This window comes from Dyadobacter sp. SRI_021 (assembly GCF_057586235.1).
The window spans coordinates 241,410-256,343 of record NZ_JBYCZM010000006.1; the positions used below are offsets into that span (position 1 = coordinate 241,410).

Annotated in this window: 17 protein-coding genes; 12 read left to right on the plus strand and 5 right to left on the minus strand. The window is 52.9% G+C overall.

Features of this window, described 5'->3' with window-relative positions; translation table 11 throughout:
• Positions 1–8: 8 nt before the first annotated feature.
• From AC2YIT_RS19960 to AC2YIT_RS19980, 5 genes are all read right to left on the minus strand, one after another.
• Positions 9–1,259: a dipeptidase gene (locus AC2YIT_RS19960; RefSeq protein ID WP_487280335.1), complete on the minus strand. Its 1,251-nt coding sequence runs from the start codon at positions 1,257–1,259 to the stop codon at positions 9–11.
• Between the two features lie 59 nt (positions 1,260–1,318).
• The gene (locus tag AC2YIT_RS19965) at positions 1,319–1,594 is read right to left on the minus strand and encodes a Txe/YoeB family addiction module toxin (RefSeq protein WP_211302207.1); all 276 of its coding nucleotides are present in this window, start codon (positions 1,592–1,594) and stop codon (positions 1,319–1,321) included.
• Positions 1,591–1,851, minus strand: a complete 261-nt coding sequence (locus tag AC2YIT_RS19970; protein WP_106594710.1) for a hypothetical protein — start codon at positions 1,849–1,851, stop codon at positions 1,591–1,593. Before AC2YIT_RS19970 ends, AC2YIT_RS19965 begins: the two co-directional genes overlap by 4 nt.
• A 304-nt stretch (positions 1,852–2,155) precedes the next feature.
• Entirely contained in the window at positions 2,156–3,472 is a 1,317-nt protein-coding gene (locus AC2YIT_RS19975; protein WP_487280336.1) for a hypothetical protein, read from the minus strand.
• Between the two features lie 97 nt (positions 3,473–3,569).
• Positions 3,570–4,136, minus strand: a complete 567-nt coding sequence (locus AC2YIT_RS19980; RefSeq protein WP_487280337.1) for a GNAT family N-acetyltransferase — start codon at positions 4,134–4,136, stop codon at positions 3,570–3,572.
• 135 nt (positions 4,137–4,271) lie between these two features.
• Between AC2YIT_RS19980 and AC2YIT_RS19985 the strand changes: the two genes are divergently transcribed.
• The 12 genes from AC2YIT_RS19985 to nuoK all read left to right on the plus strand — a co-directional run bounded on the left by AC2YIT_RS19985 (position 4,272) and on the right by nuoK (position 14,916).
• Positions 4,272–4,613, plus strand: coding sequence for a VOC family protein (locus tag AC2YIT_RS19985; protein ID WP_487280338.1), 342 nt, complete (start codon positions 4,272–4,274; stop codon positions 4,611–4,613).
• Positions 4,614–4,730: 117 nt separating this feature from the next.
• Positions 4,731–5,162 carry a CBS domain-containing protein gene (locus AC2YIT_RS19990; RefSeq protein WP_223407401.1) on the plus strand — a complete coding sequence of 144 codons (432 nt, stop codon included), beginning with the start codon at positions 4,731–4,733 and terminating at the stop codon, positions 5,160–5,162.
• Between the two features lie 95 nt (positions 5,163–5,257).
• The gene (locus AC2YIT_RS19995; protein ID WP_430849509.1) at positions 5,258–5,707 is read left to right on the plus strand and encodes an NADH-quinone oxidoreductase subunit A; all 450 of its coding nucleotides are present in this window, start codon (positions 5,258–5,260) and stop codon (positions 5,705–5,707) included.
• Positions 5,688–6,326 carry an NADH-quinone oxidoreductase subunit B gene (locus tag AC2YIT_RS20000; RefSeq protein ID WP_487280339.1) on the plus strand — a complete coding sequence of 213 codons (639 nt, stop codon included), beginning with the start codon at positions 5,688–5,690 and terminating at the stop codon, positions 6,324–6,326. Before AC2YIT_RS19995 ends, AC2YIT_RS20000 begins: the two co-directional genes overlap by 20 nt.
• Before the next feature lies 1 nt (position 6,327).
• Positions 6,328–8,085, plus strand: a complete 1,758-nt coding sequence (nuoC, locus tag AC2YIT_RS20005; RefSeq protein WP_487280340.1) for an NADH-quinone oxidoreductase subunit C/D — start codon at positions 6,328–6,330, stop codon at positions 8,083–8,085.
• An 18-nt stretch (positions 8,086–8,103) separates the two neighbouring features.
• Positions 8,104–8,583, plus strand: a complete 480-nt coding sequence (nuoE, locus tag AC2YIT_RS20010; protein WP_487280341.1) for an NADH-quinone oxidoreductase subunit NuoE — start codon at positions 8,104–8,106, stop codon at positions 8,581–8,583.
• Between the two features lie 4 nt (positions 8,584–8,587).
• Entirely contained in the window at positions 8,588–9,856 is a 1,269-nt protein-coding gene (gene nuoF / locus AC2YIT_RS20015) for an NADH-quinone oxidoreductase subunit NuoF (protein WP_487280342.1), read from the plus strand.
• A gap of 6 nt (positions 9,857–9,862) precedes the next feature.
• Complete coding sequence (nuoG, locus tag AC2YIT_RS20020; protein ID WP_487280343.1) at positions 9,863–12,559, plus strand: NADH-quinone oxidoreductase subunit NuoG; 2,697 nt, start codon at positions 9,863–9,865, stop codon at positions 12,557–12,559.
• Positions 12,556–13,509: an NADH-quinone oxidoreductase subunit NuoH gene (nuoH, locus tag AC2YIT_RS20025; RefSeq protein WP_430849497.1), complete on the plus strand. Its 954-nt coding sequence runs from the start codon at positions 12,556–12,558 to the stop codon at positions 13,507–13,509. Before nuoG ends, nuoH begins: the two co-directional genes overlap by 4 nt.
• A gap of 18 nt (positions 13,510–13,527) precedes the next feature.
• The gene (nuoI, locus tag AC2YIT_RS20030) at positions 13,528–14,043 is read left to right on the plus strand and encodes an NADH-quinone oxidoreductase subunit NuoI (protein ID WP_090383672.1); all 516 of its coding nucleotides are present in this window, start codon (positions 13,528–13,530) and stop codon (positions 14,041–14,043) included.
• A gap of 4 nt (positions 14,044–14,047) precedes the next feature.
• A complete protein-coding gene (nuoJ, locus tag AC2YIT_RS20035) occupies positions 14,048–14,608 on the plus strand; it encodes an NADH-quinone oxidoreductase subunit J (protein ID WP_487280344.1) in 561 nt (186 codons plus the stop codon).
• Positions 14,605–14,916, plus strand: a complete 312-nt coding sequence (nuoK, locus tag AC2YIT_RS20040) for an NADH-quinone oxidoreductase subunit NuoK (RefSeq protein WP_487280345.1) — start codon at positions 14,605–14,607, stop codon at positions 14,914–14,916. Before nuoJ ends, nuoK begins: the two co-directional genes overlap by 4 nt.
• Positions 14,917–14,934: the final 18 nt, after the last annotated feature.

Consider the following 14,934-nt stretch of genomic DNA (forward strand, 5'->3'; position numbering starts at 1 on the left):
CCAAAACATTACTTCCCCTCTGTAACCTGCCTGATCACCCGGAGCCAGTTTAAGCCCAGGATTTTTTTGATCCGTTGATCGCTGTAACCCAGCTTTTGCATGGCCATGGTAATCTGCGGATAATCACTGATATCCTTGATCTCGCGGGGTAGCTCGGGGCCGCCATCCAGGTCGGAGCCGAGGGCAATGTGGTCTTCCCCGACCAGGTTTACGCCGTAGTCTATCACCCTGGCGAGCTGGTCAACGTGCATCCAGTATTCATCGGGAATGGTGCCATTGTAGGTAAACGGCAGCTCGCGCGCAAACTCCTTATCGACGTCCTCGATGGTTTGCGTCGTAACCTGGGTGCTCAGGATCCGAGGTGTTTTAGGCTGCGGGTTTGGCTGGACTTTGACCGGATTGTTCGCCCGCTGCCACGCCCAGTATTTCGGATTGTTGAAAAGGCTGCCGAAATGCACCCCGATCACGCCGCCTTTTGCCGCAATAGCTTTGGCAGCTTCATCGGAAATGCAGCGGGGATGGTCCACTATTTTGTAAAAACCGCCGTGGCTGTAAATCACCGGGTGGCGGCTGGCCGCTACCGATTGCAGGATGGCGTCGTTGGACGCGTGCGCCACGTTGATCACCATGCCAAGATTGTTCATTTCCCTGATCACCGCTTTCCCGTGCTCGTTAATGCCTCCCCAGGTATACACATCGTTACACGCATCGATAAATGCATTGGTGGTGCTGTGGGCCGTGAGCTGCATCGAGCGCAGACCGAGCTTATACAGCGCGCGAAGCAGATCCAGATCGCCATACAGGTCATAACCGCCTTCCAGATCCAGGAAAGCGGCCATTTTGCCCTTTTTGTTGATGCGCTCAATGTCGGAGGCCGTGAGGGCCAGCTCGATCATCGCATTGTTCTTTTTAATCTGATCCAATGCCAGGTTCACTACCCGGAATGTATTCTTGGTTTCAAACCTGCCGGGGTAATAGTTCTCTGGCGTGTAAACGGAGAAAAACATCGCGTCCAGCCCGCCTTCTTTTGCCCTTGGCAAGTCGACGGTCCCGTCGGCATACCGCTGACCAATGTCGGTTTTCAACACGAGTTCGCGGCTCATGACGTGCGTATGCCCGTCCATGACGAACGCGCTGCGGTGCAGGTCCGGCATGGAGTTATTCTCAATGAATTGATTGGCTAAAAAGGATTGTCTTGCTAAAATACTACTGGTTACCGGGAAAAGGCTCAGGCTTTTAAGGGCTTCTCTGCGTTTCATTTGATGTCGTTTTCGTCTTCTCAGGGTCGAATTGCAAGAAAGTACAAAAACATCATGCACTATTTATCGTCGTAATGACCTCTGGATGAAATAATGTCTACTGTGACGGTATGGTCGTCAACTGAATACAGGAGTCTATGCTTATCGGTTATCTTCCTTGCATACAATCCTGCGAGGTTATGCTTTTTGAGTTGCGGTTTTCCACGTCCTGTCTTAGGATGCTCCGCTAGTTCTTCTATTAACAGTTTTGCTTTTTTATAGGCCTGTGGTTCAGATCTTTTCAGGAACTGCAAATCTTCTTTTGCTTTGTCTGAAAAAACAATGGTGTATATCACAGATTTTCAAAAAATGCGTCAAGTTCTTCTTTAGTCTTGATTACGGTAGACTTGCCTTCCCGGATCTCTTGTTGCGCGTCTTTTATGCGTTGGATCATTTCAGGGGAGAAATAGAGATCATCTTCGGAGACAGGGGTAAGCACATAAGTTTGCTTGCGCCCTCTTCTGATGACTATTTTCTCTCCTTTGTCGGCCATCTCAAAGAAGTCTTTTTGTCTTTCCCTGAACTGCCTGCTAGTCGTTTCTATAATTGCCATTGTGTACTTTTTTTGGTACACAAATATAAGTTTTTATGGTTGATTTATTGGATAATGAGCGACCATATTCTTGAAGGACAAATCGCGTAGCGATATAAATATAACATTAGTGGCGATTGACAGGTTAATTGTTAAAAAATCCCGTCAGGGATGCAACAGCAAAGTATTAGCGCTAGCCATATGCCCGGTTGTTACATGCCCAGGGGCATTTTCAATGGAACTTAAACATGCATTTGCTACCGACATTACATGCCTAACGGCATTTTATTCGATCATTCCCCGTTCCACGCCGGCTCATTCAAAATTATTCCGCAAACCCCCGCATATACGGTACGTTCGGTGGCCGCTCGCCTTTGTTGAACTGGGCGCCGCGCGTCGAGCGATAGGTCATGTTCATGAATGGCGTTTCGATGCGGCGGCCGACAGGCGAGTAGACGCCGTTCTGCCAGTTGGATTCCATATTGAATGCGGTAATACCCGTCGACAACAGCAACCGCTCCGCATTGAAAGGTTCCTTTTTGGTAACCATTGTTTGCACGATCCAATGAGGTTGTGAGTTGGAGGCGTGGTATTGGGAAAACGGCCCCGGCCATTCGAGCATCGAAATGATCGTGGGCTCTTTATGCCCCTGGATCGCGGCAGCGTAGGTCCAGCCGACATCCCTGGCATTATAAATGGCTGCTTTCGTGCCATCGTTATATTCGACGATGCAGACATTCGGTTTTTCGATAGCCTGAAAATGTCCGGGTTTGAGGTTCATATTGGCGCGAACGGATTCAAGGAGCTTCGCCGCCCAGGGATTCTTTTCCGTCCATTTCCAGGTTTCCGGCCCGCGGATGCATTGCACCGATTTTACGCCTGTCTCGCCGCCCTTCCGGCGTTCTACAAAAGCCTGCAATACGTCGACGCAATGGAAGAGTGCACCCTCGTCCGGCGCGCCGCCGAGCATCACCGACGCTTTGATAGGGGTGTCGATATCGATTTCGATGTCGGGTTTGCGGTAGTGGACCGGAATGGATGAGCCGCCGGTCAGCGGGAAATTCAGCTCGCGGGATTTGTCGAACATCCATTTGGCTTCATCCCAGCTGTATGAAAGGTGTTTGTCATTAAAAACAGGTACCGAACGCTTGCTCTGCTCGAAAACCCGGATCACCTGCTGGTAAATCCACCAGCGCGGCAGCATCCACTGGCCTTTGAGCGTGGTCGCGTAATCACCATGTTCACCGACGATCACCACGCCATCGACCGCGAGATCCTTCCCGCCCAGGGTAACGGCCTCACCGACGGTTTTGAAGATCGGGATGTTTTTGGATTTACACACTTTCCGGCCCAGCAGGCTGGTGTCGAACTGGTGAATGTAAACCGACACCACCTCGATTCCCGAAGGCGTGTGGGCGCCCTGCCACCAGTAACCGTCCATGAGCTTCGCGATGATCCAGTCTGCGTGGGACCTGGTAGCGCCCCAATAGGTGACGAGGCAGGCGATGCGGGGTTTGGCCTGCACGGAACGCGGAGCAGCTTCGGATTTGAGGCCCGTAAAAGCGGTCAAACCCGCCATACCGGTAATGCCGAGCATCTCGCGCCTGGTCAGGCGTGAAGGATCGGCTTGCTTCTTTTCCATGATTTTTAAGGTTGTAATGTTTAGGAATTACCTTAAAGAGCTGAAAAGCACTCCTGAATACCCTTTTGAAGCGAAAAATATGGATTACTGACTGCAATCAGCCAGCTATCAGATACAGCGTGTACCCAAAGTCCAGTTGGCCGTATTCGACCAGTCCCACACGTTCGTAAAACGGAAGGTTCCTGACGGTAGAGGTTTCCAGATAAATCGGGCGGTCCATTTTAGCGGCGTCGGCCCTGATCTCATTCAGAAAGCCGGTTCCGATGCCGCGTCCCTGACGGTTCTTGTCAACGGCCAGAAACCAGAGGTAATAGATGGGGTGTTCCGGATAGTTCGCGGCAATCTTTTTCTCGCGGTCCATAGCCTTTGAAACATTCGCCAACCCGATCCCATTCCATACCAGACCGGCTTCCCATAGCAATCCCCTCAAGGTGGTCTTCTTGTTTTCAGGGAAGCTGACCAGGGCTACGGCACTGTCGTCGTCGGATATCAGGACTTTGCCGGAGGAATAACAAACCTTGAAAGAGTAATCCATCAGAGCTCTAACCCTGTTTTTGTGCTTGCGGTCGCCAGGGATCAGATAGTTGACGCTCTTGTTATCCAAAAATGCATCGGTGAGGATGCTTACCACCAGATTTTTGTCTTTCCAGTTCGCTACTCTCATTGTTGGATGAATGTTCTGTCTGCTAACATATTGAAGTCTTGGCGTGCAAATTAACAACCAATCCCAATTTGTTTATCGAAGCGGATCACTATGATACATTTGTAAAAACAGGTCTTCACCAAAATTCCAAAAACCATGAGCCAGATATCCATCAATTACATCGAATTTTACTGCAAGCGAATTGAAGTCATCAAGGCGTTCTACGCCAATGCTTTCGGCTGGACCTTTACCGACTACGGTGACGATTACACTGCTTTCGAAGACGGCGCGCTATCCGGCGGCTTTCACCGGAATGAGGAGGAGGCGGCCGGAGGGAACCCGCTGGTGGTACTGCACACCAAAGATCTGGAACGGGTAAAAGGCAAAGTCATTGCTGCCGGAGGCACCATTACCGTCGATATTTTCTCCTTCCCGGGCGGCAGAAGGTTCCATTTTGCCGATCCGGACGGTAACGTGCTGGCCGTCTGGAGCGAGTAAGCGTATTCGTGAAAAAATATAAAAAAATGCTTGAATATTAGCTTTTTAATGATTTGGTAAATATATTTATGTTAACCAAAATTTATCGCTGAATCCGTTAGGAGGCGGGAGTTAATTATGGGGAAAGTCAGAAATATTCTCGAAACAAAGAAGACAGGACCAGTGTCTATTCGGCCGGACAACACTGTTTTCGAAGCTCTGGAACTGATGGCTGAAAAAAACATCGGCGCGTTGCTGGTAATGGAGCAGCAACGGGTCGTTGGAATCTTCACAGAAAGGGATTACGCACGTAAAGTTATCCTGAGAGGTAAGGCCTCTAAAGATTTATTGGTAGGGGAAATCATGACAAGTAATCCCCTGACGGTATCCTCGGATACAACTATTGAAGACTGCATGGCTTGCATGACCGACAAATTTATCAGGCATCTCCCGGTTATCGACGACGAACAACTCACAGGTATCATTTCCATTGGAGACGTAGTCAAATTCATCATCGAGGATCAGGAATACGTGATCGACAACCTGAAACATTACATCACGGGCATCTGAGCATTTCTTCACTTCCAACATCTTACCCATTTTATCACGCCAATCTGAGAGAATACAGTTCTTCTGCTGTTCACGTTTTCTAAATTGGATTGCTTATGGATCGTTTTAATGCGTCTGGCACGCCAGGATGGCCATTTTGGCTATATACTTTACTGGTTTTTGCATTACTGACATTGATTATTTCGCTTTCTTACTTTCTCGGTCAACGGCATCGTACAGCGGCGTCCGGGCAGCCCTATGAATCGGGGATTCTCGAAACGGGCTCCGCGCGGCTGCGCTTCTCGGCGCAGTTCTATCTGATCGCGATGATGTTTGTCATTTTCGATATCGAGGTGGTATTTATCGTGCTGTGGGCCCTGGCATTCCGTGAACTCGGGTGGCCAGGGTACCTCGGCATTTGTGTTTTTATAGGGTTACTGTTCGCCGTGCTGATCTACGAATGGAGCATCGGTGCATTGAACTTCGGGCCCGACGGGAAGAAAATCCTCAAAGCTTACCGCAAAATGCCCAAAGGGCAGGCATACCATGAACTGGTGGCTAAGTAAACCGTCCGATCCTACGGCGGCGACGCAGGGAACGGGTTCATTCGAAGAGGCTGTGGGGCAGAGCGTCATGCTCACGACTGTCCAGGACCTGCTGGCGTGGGGCCGGCGAAACTCCATGTGGCCGTTCCATTTCGGCCTGTCATGCTGTTTCGTGGAGATGGCCACCAGCATTACGAGCAAATATGACGTGGCGAGATTCGGCGCGGAGGTAATCCGGGGAACGCCCCGGGAAGCCGATGTGATGGTGATCGCCGGCACCGTTTTCGTGAAAATGGCGCCGATTATCAAGCGGCTGCACGAGCAGATGATGGAGCCCAAATGGGTGATTTCCATGGGTTCGTGCGCCAATTCGGGCGGGATGTACGATATCTACAGTGTGGTACAGGGTGTAGATAAATTCCTTCCCGTGGACGTGTATGTACCGGGCTGCCCACCGCGGCCGGACGCGTTTATGCAAGGACTGATGCTGCTATCCGAATCGGTAGGGAAGGAGCAGAGGCCATTGAGCTGGGCGATTGGTCCTCAGGGCGTTATCAGGCCCGAAAAGCCTGTAATGCGCGTGGAAAAGCAAGAGGAGAGAAAAAAGGTCGTTGATTTTCGTACGCCTGACACTGTTTGACATGGAAGATATCGATTCCGGTCTTGAAGATGCGCTGAGGGCCGCATTGGGCGAATCAGCTTTTAAAATTGAAATAAACACGGACGGGGTTACTACGCTGCGCGTCAAAAAAGAGCAGGTAGTAGCCATGCTGATGCACCTGAAAACGGGGATACCCCAGCCATTCAGCATGCTTTTCGACCTCAGCGCCATTGACGAGCGCAGCAGGGCAAAGGCGGCGCTGAATGGGTCTGTACCGCCGGATTTTACAGTTATTTACCATCTGCTCTCATTCGGCAGGAACCGGTTTATCCGCATCAAAGTAGCCTTGCACGGCGAGTACCCGTCCCTGCCGTCGGTTTGCGCCCTTTGGAAAAATGCGAACTGGTACGAAAGGGAGGTCTTCGATATGTTCGGAATACGGTTTGAAGGCCATCCGCACCTGCGACGTATATTGATGCCGTTAACCTGGAACGGGCACCCTTTGAGAAAAGAACATCCCGCCCGCGCGACCGAAATGGGCCCCTTCCGGCTATGGGAGGAAAAGCAGGACCGGGAGCAGGAAGCATTGCAATTCAATCCCGAAGAATGGGGTTTGAAAAGGCATAGTGAAGATGCCGACTTCATGTTCCTGAACCTCGGGCCGCAGCACCCCGGCACGCACGGCGTGCTCCGCATTATTTTGCAGCTCGACGGCGAGGACATCGTCGACGCTGTACCTGATATCGGCTTCCATCACCGCGGGGCCGAGAAAATGGGTGAACGACAGTCCTGGCACACCTACATACCCTATACCGACCGGGTGGACTACCTGGGTGGCGTGATGAACAACCTGGCCTATCTGCTCGCAGTGGAAAAGCTGGCGGGCATCCGGGTACCGCCGCGCGTCGAAGTGATACGGGTAATGCTCTGTGAATTGTTCCGCATTGCCAGCCACCTGGTGTGGTACGGTACATTTGCCCAGGACCTCGGGCAGCTCTCGCCGGTATTTTACATGTTTACCGACCGGGAAAAGATATTCGATATAATTGAAGCCATTTGCGGCGCGAGAATGCACCCCAACTGGTTTCGCATCGGCGGCGTGGCCCAGGATCTGCCAGTGGGCTGGGATAAGCTGGTACGCGATTTTGTGAATTACTTTCCCAAACGGCTCCGCGAATACGACCAGATGGTGATGCGTAACAGCATTTTCCAGGCCCGCACCGTGGGCATTGGCATCTACACGCTCGAAGAAGCGATTGAATGGGGCGTGACCGGCCCGGGATTGCGCGCGTGCGGATTTGAATGGGATTTTAGGAAAAAACAACCCTATTCGGGCTACGAAAACTTTGATTTCGACATTCCTACCGCCCAAAACGGCGACTGTTACGACCGCGCACTGGTGCGGGTGCAGGAAATGTGGCAGAGCCTGAAAATCGTCGAACAGTGCCTGAACAACATGCCGGAAGGGCCCTACAAGTCGGACCACCCGCTCACGACGCCGCCCATTAAGAAAAACACGATGCAGGACATCGAGACGCTCATTACGCATTTCCTCAATGTGAGCTGGGGACCAGTGATCCCCGCCGGCGAAGCCATGAGCTGTATCGAGGCCACCAAAGGCGCCAACAGTTATTACCTGACCAGCGACGGAAGCACGTCGGCATACCGCGTCAGGATCCGGACTCCGTCGTTTCCGCACATGCAAATGCTTCCGTATATCAGTAAGGGTTACACGGTAGCCGACCTGCTGTCCATTCTCGGCAGTATCGATTATGTTTTGGCTGATATAGACCGATAATCAACAAACTATTTTGTCATGATCGCCCAGGAGACACTCACACCCGAAGAAATGGCGGAGATTGACCATGAGATCGCGCTCGTACCTATGCGGCGTGCGGCGGCTATTGAAGCGCTCAAAATCGTGCAGCACCACCGCGGATGGATCTCCGACAACAGCCTGCAAGCCATTGCCGGTTACCTGGAAATATCGTCGGAAGAGCTCGACAGCGTGGCTACTTTTTACAACCTCGTTTTCAGAAGGCCCGTCGGCAGAAATATCATTCTGCTTTGCGACAGCATTAGTTGTTATGTGATGGGTTATGAAAAAATATACGGGCAAATACGAGCCAGGCTGGGCATTAGCTTCGGGCAAACGACCCCCGACGGCCGGTTCACGCTCCTGCCTAATGCCTGCCTGGGTACCTGCGACCACGCGCCCGCGCTGATGATCAACAACGAGCTGTTCCGCGACTTGACGGAAGAAAACCTGGACGAAATACTGGACCGATATCACTGATGCCATGGAAACGCCTCTCACCCAGCATATCAGCTTCGATCGCCCCTGTTACAATCTCCGCGATTATGAAAAGAACGGGGGCTATCAGGCATTGAGGAAGGCACTTTCACTGTCGCCGGAGTCGATTACGAACACGGTGCAGGCGTCGGATCTGAAAGGCAGGGGTGGAGCGGGTTTCAACACAGGTATGAAATGGAGCTTTGTGCCGATGAACGGGCATTATCCGGTTAAATACCTGATCGCGAATGCCGATGAAATGGAGCCCGGTACATTCAAAGACCGGATGCTGATGGAGGGAAACCCGCACCAGCTCATCGAAGGTATGATCATTTCGGCCTTCGCGATCCAGGCCAACATTTCGTACATATTCCTGCGCTGGGCCTACAAAAAGGCCGGCCGGCTGCTCACGCACGCTATTGGGGAAGCCTATGCGGCAGGTTATCTGGGCAAAAACATCCTGGGAACGGGCTACAACCTGGAAATGCACCTGCATACGGGCGTCGGTCGCTACATCTGCGGGGAGGAAACCGCATTGCTTAATGCATTGGAAGGCAAAAGGGCCACACCGAGGGCCAAACCGCCTTTCCCGCAGGTAAGCGGGCTATTTGGCAAGCCGACGATCGTCAACAATGTCGAAACGCTCTGCAATATCCCGCACATCATCAATAATGGGCCGGATTGGTTCAAAAGCCTGGGAAAAGGCAATGATGCCGGGACGAAAATCTACGGCGTGAGCGGACGTGTCAAAAGACCCGGCCTCTGGGAGCTGCCGATGGGCGTTTCCATGCGGGAGCTGATCGAGGACTGCGCCGGCGGAATGGCTAATGGATATCGTTTCAGAGGCGCATTGCCGGGAGGCGCTTCCACGGACTTTCTGGTGGAGGAGCATCTGGATATCAACCTCGACTATAAATCCGTAGCCGCGGCCGGAAGCAGACTGGGGACCGGCACAATGATCATCCTCGACGACCACACCTGTCCGGTGGGATTTGTCCATAACCTCGAACATTTCTTCGCACAGGAATCGTGCGGGTGGTGTACGCCCTGCCGGGAGGGATTACCGTGGACGGAGAAGATTCTGCTCTCTATCGAACGCGGCGAAGGCAGGCATGAAGACTTGCAACTGCTTGAAACACACACAAGGTTTTTGGGGCCAGGCAATACGTTCTGCGCGCTGGCACCCGGTGCGATGGAGCCGCTGCAAAGCGCATTGAAATATTTCAGAGAGGATTTTGAAAAGCATATCGATCAAAAAAAATGCCCCTGGCGGTAAACTATCATGGTACGCATTTACATCGATCAGAAGCCTTATGACGTAAAGCCGGGTAAAAACCTGCTCGAAACGTGCCTCACGCTAGGCCTTGACCTGCCGTATTTCTGCTGGCACCCCGCAATGGGCTCGGTAGGAGCGTGCCGCCAGTGCGCCGTCAAGCTTTTCAAGGACGAAAATGACAAGACCGGCCGCCTCATGATGGCCTGTATGGAAGGTGTGCGGGATAATATGTACGTGTCCGTAAATGACACCGTCGCGCACGATTTCCGGTCACAAAATATCGAATGGCTCATGAGCAATCACCCGCACGACTGCGCGGTATGCGACGAGGGCGGTTCGTGCCATTTGCAGGATATGACGGTTATGACGGGCCATGCTTACCGGCGTTTCAGATTCCCGAAAAGGACTTACCAGAACCAGTACTTGGGGCCATTCCTGCACCACGAAATGAACCGCTGCATCCAGTGCTACCGCTGCGTGCGGTTTTACAAGGATTATGCAGGAGGAAAAGACCTGGACGTATTTGCAGCGCATAACCATATCTATTTTGGAAGGGAAAAAGATGGTGTGCTTGAAAATGAATTCAGCGGTAACTTGGCGGAAGTTTGTCCCACGGGCGTTTTTACCGATAAGACCCTGCGGGAGCATTATACCCGCAAATGGGACATGACCATGGCTCCGTCCATCTGCCAGCATTGCAGCCTGGGGTGCAATATCATCGCCGGTGAACGGTATGGCGCACTCCGGCAGATAACCAACCGGTTCAACGGCGCTGTCAACGGTTATTTTATTTGTGACCGCGGCCGGTACGGCTACGAGTTTGTCAATGATCCTGGGAGGGTAAGGCAGCCGGTTATCCGCTCGGAAAAGGAAGGCCGAAACCTGTTCGAAACTCTGAGCAGCATTCTGACCGAAGGCCGGCTGATCGGCATAGGCTCGCCGCGGGCCTCACTGGAAGCGAATTACGCATTGCGGCAGCTGGTGGGAGAAGCCAATTTTTACCAGGGCATTCCCGAAAACGAAGCCAGGCTGCTCCGTAAAATACTGGCGATCCAGCACAGCGGGCACGTTTATACGCCCTCGCTGAAAGAAACCGAATATGCCGACGTGACGCTGGTACTGGGTGAAGATCCAACCAATTCAGCTCCGCGGCTTGCACTGGCATTAAGGCAGGCTGTGCGTACCAAACCGCTCGAAAAAATAACCGGGGCCAACATCCCGCTTTGGAACGACGCGGCGGTGCGGGAGATGATTCAGGATGAAAAGGGAGAACTTTTCATGGCATATCCTGTCAATACCAAACTTGACGAAGTAGCGTCGGGTACGCTTCATGCCGCGCCGGAAGATATTGCACGTTTGGGTTTTGCTATTGCCCATTACATGGATGACAGCGCGCCCGAGCCGCAAGGAATGAATGCCTGGGCACTGGAATCGGCCAGGCGCATGGCGGATCTGCTGAAAAGGGCGGCAAGGCCGCTGATCGTTTCAGGTACATCGCTTTTTAATGAAGACATTATTCAGGCCGCCTATCAGATCGGGCAGGCATTGGAAAAAGGGGAGAAGAAAGCCGCATTGTGTTTTGTAATGCCCGAATGCAATTCCGCGGGGCTTGCGATGATGCAGGCACCGTCGCTGGCCATGGCGATGAAAGCTGCGGAGACCGGCAATTTCGCCACGGCGGTCATTCTGGAAAATGATTTGTACCGCCGGGCGGAACGGTCTGAGGTCGACCGGTTTTTGAATGCATTTAAAAACACGATTGTACTCGACCACCTGGAAAACGACACCGCCCGTATGGCAACGGTGCTGATCCCGACGGCCACTTTTGCGGAAGGAGAGGGCACGCTCGTCAATAATGAGGAGCGTGCGCAGCGGTTTTTTCAAGTTTTTATGCCTAAAAACGAACATATCCGGGAAAGCTGGCGCTGGCTCGACGAGTTCCGGCAATTCCGGGATGGCACGAAACCCGACGAGCTGCGGGAACTGGATAGTCTGCTGGAAGAACTCGTGCACGCCATGCCGCAATTCAAGGGAGCGGAAACGGCAGCGCCGCTGTCCGATTTCCGGATTAATGGCCAGCGCATTCCCCGGGAACCGCACCGGTTCAGCGGCCGCACGGCCATGCTGGCCCATGTGGCGGTGAGTGAGCCCAAGCCGCCGGAGGATACCGATTCGCCGCTCTCATTTACCATGGAAGGCTACCGCGGGATGCCGCCCGCCCCTTTGACACCCTTTTACTGGTCACCGGGCTGGAACTCGGGCCAATCGGTCCACAAGTACCAGAGCGAAGCCGGCGGACCATTACGCGGGGGGGATCCGGGCGTCCGATTGTTAGGTGGAGGAATTCACTTTTCAAATGGTTTTCAAAGCACTATTCCGCCTGCGTTTGAGCGGCGGGAGAATGAAATGGCATTGGTACCGCTAGCGCACATTTTCGGTTCCGACGAGCTTAGCGTACTCTCACCGTCGGTGGAAGGTCGGGCTCCGCGCCCCTACCTTGCCCTGAACAGCCTGGATGCCGAACGCCTCCATACCGCCGAGGGAGCTATTTTAAGAATGCGTATCGGCGACCAGGTTTTTGATCTGCCGGTAATCCTGAAAAATGAGTTGCCGGAAGGACTGGCGGGGCTGCCGTACAATCTGCCGTCGCTATCGGGTATCACATGGCCTGCGAAAGGCGTCCTAACCAACACAGCCTTATGAACGAGATCCTGAAATATACTTTGATGATCGTCATCATCCTGTTCACGCTGACGACGATCGCAGCCTGGCTGATCTGGTTGGAGCGCCGGATGCTGGCGCTCTGGCAGGACCGTTATGGTCCGAACCGGGCAGGGCCATTCGGTTTGTTTATTGTCGTAGCCGACACGATCAAGCTGTTTTTCAAGGAAGACTGGATACCGCCGTTTGCCGAAAAAGCCGTTTTTGTTTTTGCCCCGGCCATTGTGGCCGCGGCTGTATTGCTGAGTTTTGTGGTAGTTCCATTTGCGCCGGACATTCTGGTGGCCGACCTGGACATCGGATTGTTGTTCTTCCTCGCGATGTCGTCGCTGGGCGTGTACAGCATTGTACTCGGCGGCTGGGCTTCCAACAACAAATACTCGCTGCTGGGCGCCTTGCGCGGGGCTTCGCAGATGATCAGCTATGAAGTTTTCATGGGACTTTCTCTGATGGGTGTGGTGATGCTTTCGGGTTCATTCCGGCTGACAGACATTGTGATGGCGCAAAAGGACCTTTGGTTTGTGGTAACGCAGCCAGTGGCATTTGTGCTTTTTCTAACAGCCGGAATAGCCGAAACGCACAGGCTGCCTTTTGATATTCCCGAAGCGGAAAGCGAGCTGGTGGCGGGCTTTCACTCGGAGTATTCAGGTATGAAATTCGGCATGTTTTTCATCGGGGAATACCTGGGTATCATCCTGATTTCCGCGATGGTAGTCACTGTTTTCTTCGGAGGATGGCTTGGGCCGGTTTTGCCGCCGGTGGTATGGTTTACGCTCAAAACGTTCGTTTTTATCATTTTCTTTATTCTGCTGCGGGCTTCGCTTCCACGTCCCCGGTATGATCAGCTGATGGAATACGGCTGGAAAATCATCCTGCCCATTGCCCTGCTCAATCTACTCGTCACCGGTGGAATTACCTTGCTGAAAAACTAACCATTAACCCAATGCGTCATGATCAGCTTACTCAGATCGATCGGTCTCATTTTCCTGCACATGTTCAGGAAGCGCGAGACTATCCAATATCCGGAAGAAAAAGTGGTGCTGCACCCGCGCTGGCGGGGGCGGATCGTGCTCACGCGGGATCCCGACGGGGGCGAGCGCTGCGTAGGCTGCTACCTTTGCGCGGCGGCCTGCCCGGTCGACTGCATCTCGTTGCAGGCCACCGAGGACGAGAATGGCAGAAGGTATCCCGCATTTTTCAGGATCAATTTTTCGAGATGTATTTTCTGCGGCTACTGCGAGGAAGCCTGCCCCACGTACGCGATTCAGCTCACGCCTGATTTTGAAATGGGCGAATACAACCGGCAGAACCTGGTGTATGAAAAAGAGGACTTGCTGATCGACAGCCAGGGGAAATACCCGGGTTACAACTACTACAAAGTGGCAGGCCTTGCCGCAGGTGTGAAGGGCAAAGGGGAAGGCGCGAACGAAGAGCCGCCGGTGGATATACGCAGTTTAATCCCGTAAAACTATGGAAATCGCTTTCTATATCGCCGGTACCGTTGCCCTGGTAGCCACACTGATGGTCATCACGCGGCATAACCCCGTTCACGCGCTCTTATACCTGAATGTGTCGCTGCTGGCGCATGCTATGCTTTTTTACCTACTCGGTGCATCGTTTGCGGCATTGCTGGAAATCATCATTTACGCGGGGGCGATCATGGTGCTATTTATTTTCGTAGTCATGCTGCTGAACCTGGGAGAGGAGACGGCCGGGCAGGAGCGAAAGTGGCTGAAACCCAAAATATGGATGGGACCTACGGTGTTGGCTGCCGTATTGTTCGCCGAATTTCTGGCGCTCGTTTTATCGTCCGGACAGGATACTTACAGCCCGGCGGTGGTAAGTCCGCGTGAACTGGCGGTGTCATTGTACCGCGAATACCTGATCGGCGTGGAACTGGCAGCGATGCTGCTCATGGCCGCGGTGGTGGGCGCCGCGCATATCGGCCGCCACAAGAAACTGGTGCTGCACCGGTTTTTGCAGGAGGAAAAGGAAAAAGAAGAAGAGAAACACGAAGAAGCTGTGCTATGAAAACAACTGTTTCAGCCGAAGTGGTAGTATTGCTGGCGGGCTTGCTATTTGCATTGGGGATCGTCGGGGTGATCATCCGGAAGAATATCATTTTCATGCTCCTGTCGGTCGAGATCATGCTTAATGCATCGGGGCTGGCATTTGTGGCCGCAGGTTCCCGGTGGGGGCAGCCCGATGGCCAGGTGATGTTCGTGTTCATTCTGGCCATGGCGGCCGCCGAGGTGTCCATCGGCCTGGCGCTGATCCTGCAAATCTACCATCAGCACAAATCGCTGGATATCGACAATCTAAAAGAAATGAATGGGTGAGCAGCCCGCAAACTGAAA

Excerpts from the sequence above, each read along its gene's own strand:
- AC2YIT_RS19960 (WP_487280335.1), bottom strand. The coding sequence starts at position 1,259 with ATGAAACGCAGAGAAGCCCTTAAAAGCCTGAGCCTTTTCCCGGTAACC.
- AC2YIT_RS19970 (WP_106594710.1), bottom strand. The coding sequence starts at position 1,851 with ATGGCAATTATAGAAACGACTAGCAGGCAGTTCAGGGAAAGACAAAAA.
- AC2YIT_RS19975 (WP_487280336.1), bottom strand. The coding sequence starts at position 3,472 with ATGGAAAAGAAGCAAGCCGATCCTTCACGCCTGACCAGGCGCGAGATG.
- AC2YIT_RS19980 (WP_487280337.1), bottom strand. The coding sequence starts at position 4,136 with ATGAGAGTAGCGAACTGGAAAGACAAAAATCTGGTGGTAAGCATCCTC.
- AC2YIT_RS19985 (WP_487280338.1), top strand. The coding sequence starts at position 4,272 with ATGAGCCAGATATCCATCAATTACATCGAATTTTACTGCAAGCGAATT.
- AC2YIT_RS19990 (WP_223407401.1), top strand. The coding sequence starts at position 4,731 with ATGGGGAAAGTCAGAAATATTCTCGAAACAAAGAAGACAGGACCAGTG.
- AC2YIT_RS19995 (WP_430849509.1), top strand. The coding sequence starts at position 5,258 with ATGGATCGTTTTAATGCGTCTGGCACGCCAGGATGGCCATTTTGGCTA.
- AC2YIT_RS20000 (WP_487280339.1), top strand. The coding sequence starts at position 5,688 with ATGAACTGGTGGCTAAGTAAACCGTCCGATCCTACGGCGGCGACGCAG.
- nuoC (WP_487280340.1), top strand. The coding sequence starts at position 6,328 with ATGGAAGATATCGATTCCGGTCTTGAAGATGCGCTGAGGGCCGCATTG.
- nuoE (WP_487280341.1), top strand. The coding sequence starts at position 8,104 with ATGATCGCCCAGGAGACACTCACACCCGAAGAAATGGCGGAGATTGAC.
- nuoF (WP_487280342.1), top strand. The coding sequence starts at position 8,588 with ATGGAAACGCCTCTCACCCAGCATATCAGCTTCGATCGCCCCTGTTAC.
- nuoG (WP_487280343.1), top strand. The coding sequence starts at position 9,863 with ATGGTACGCATTTACATCGATCAGAAGCCTTATGACGTAAAGCCGGGT.
- nuoH (WP_430849497.1), top strand. The coding sequence starts at position 12,556 with ATGAACGAGATCCTGAAATATACTTTGATGATCGTCATCATCCTGTTC.
- nuoI (WP_090383672.1), top strand. The coding sequence starts at position 13,528 with ATGATCAGCTTACTCAGATCGATCGGTCTCATTTTCCTGCACATGTTC.
- nuoJ (WP_487280344.1), top strand. The coding sequence starts at position 14,048 with ATGGAAATCGCTTTCTATATCGCCGGTACCGTTGCCCTGGTAGCCACA.
- nuoK (WP_487280345.1), top strand. The coding sequence starts at position 14,605 with ATGAAAACAACTGTTTCAGCCGAAGTGGTAGTATTGCTGGCGGGCTTG.